Here is a 1,337-nt window from a genome sequence, read left to right on the forward strand (position 1 = left end):
GCTCTGGCCGCGTCGCGCTGCAGGTCGCTGTAGGACTCCTTGCCGACACTCACGATGACGCCGTAAACGGTGCCTCCGGTGAACGTCCCTGGGTGCCGGTACTGCTGGGAGACGTTGTCCCCGCTGTCGTAACCGACGCAGAGCCCGTCGCCGGTCAGGGTGAAGGTGCCGATCTGGGCCCGCATCGGTCCGGTCGCAACCGGCTTGTCGTCGACGTAGAGCGTTGTGGTGCCCAAGGATTCGCCGTACTGGCCGGCCTTGTCCCGCACGAATTCCATGCCCACCGTGTGTTTGCCCGTCGGCAGCGGTGGCGAGACGAAATCCTGCTCGGGCGGGATGCCGAGGAAGTTGTAGACGTAGTGCAGCACACCGTCCTTGACGAACAGCACATGCCCACCGAACCGGGAACCGTGCGCGAAGATCACCCCTTCGGACTGCGGGGTGAGATCGACATCGGCGACGATCTTGTAGGACTTGCCGCGGATATTCACCGCGATGGCCTCGGGCACGGGCGCGGCATCGGGGTAATAGGTGTACGTGTCGCGGGGCGGCTCCGGATTCGGCCGCTCGACGGCCAGGAGTTCGGTCGCGGTGCGATCGTCGAGGGGCAGGACGAAGTTGTCCCTGGCCTCCTCGTCCCAGGCCGCGATCAGCTCCTTCAGCTTGTCCGGATGCTGATCGGCGAGATTCTTCGATTCCGAGCGGTCCTCGTCGACGTGGTACAGCTCCCACTTGTCCTGGTCGAAGTGCCCCTTGTCGCTGATCGGCGCGTGCAGCGCCGAGGCCCGCCAGCCGTTCTCCCAGATACCGCGGGTGCCCAGCATCTCGTAGTACTGGCGTTTTCGGGTGGTGGGTGTGTCGGCGTTGTCGAAGGTGTACCGCATCGAGACACCGTTGAGCGGGTACTGCTTGACACCGCGGTATTCCTTCGGCATCTCCAGTCCGATGACATCCAGGATCGTGGGCGTGATGTCGATCGCGTGATGATATTGGTGCCGGATCTGCCCCTTGGCCTTGATTCCTTTGGGCCAGTGGATGATCAGCGGGTCGCAGGTGCCGCCGGAGTACTCCGAATAGCGCTTGAACATCTTGAACGGGGTGGAGAACGCCACCGCCCAGCCGGTCGGGTAGTGATTGTAGGTGGCCGGGGTGCCCAACTGGTCGAGCAGCGCCATGTTCTCGGCGAGATCGTCGGGATAGCCGTTGAAGAATTTGTTCTCGTTCACCGAGCCGTTCGGCGAGCCCTCGCCGGAAGCGCCGTTGTCCGCGCAGTAGAAGATGAGGGTGTTGTCCATCTGGCCGGTCTGCTCCAGATAGTCGATGATGCGCCCGATCTG

1 protein-coding gene is annotated in these 1,337 nt (G+C 63.5%); it reads right to left on the bottom strand.

Features of this window, described 5'->3' with window-relative positions:
- On the bottom strand, positions 1-1,337 hold a 1,337-nt coding region (locus ACIRS4_RS37165), incomplete at both ends, for a sulfatase-like hydrolase/transferase (protein WP_404204534.1).

Source organism: Streptomyces sp. NPDC101166 (assembly GCF_044768125.1).
GTDB lineage: Bacteria > Actinomycetota > Actinomycetes > Streptomycetales > Streptomycetaceae > Streptomyces.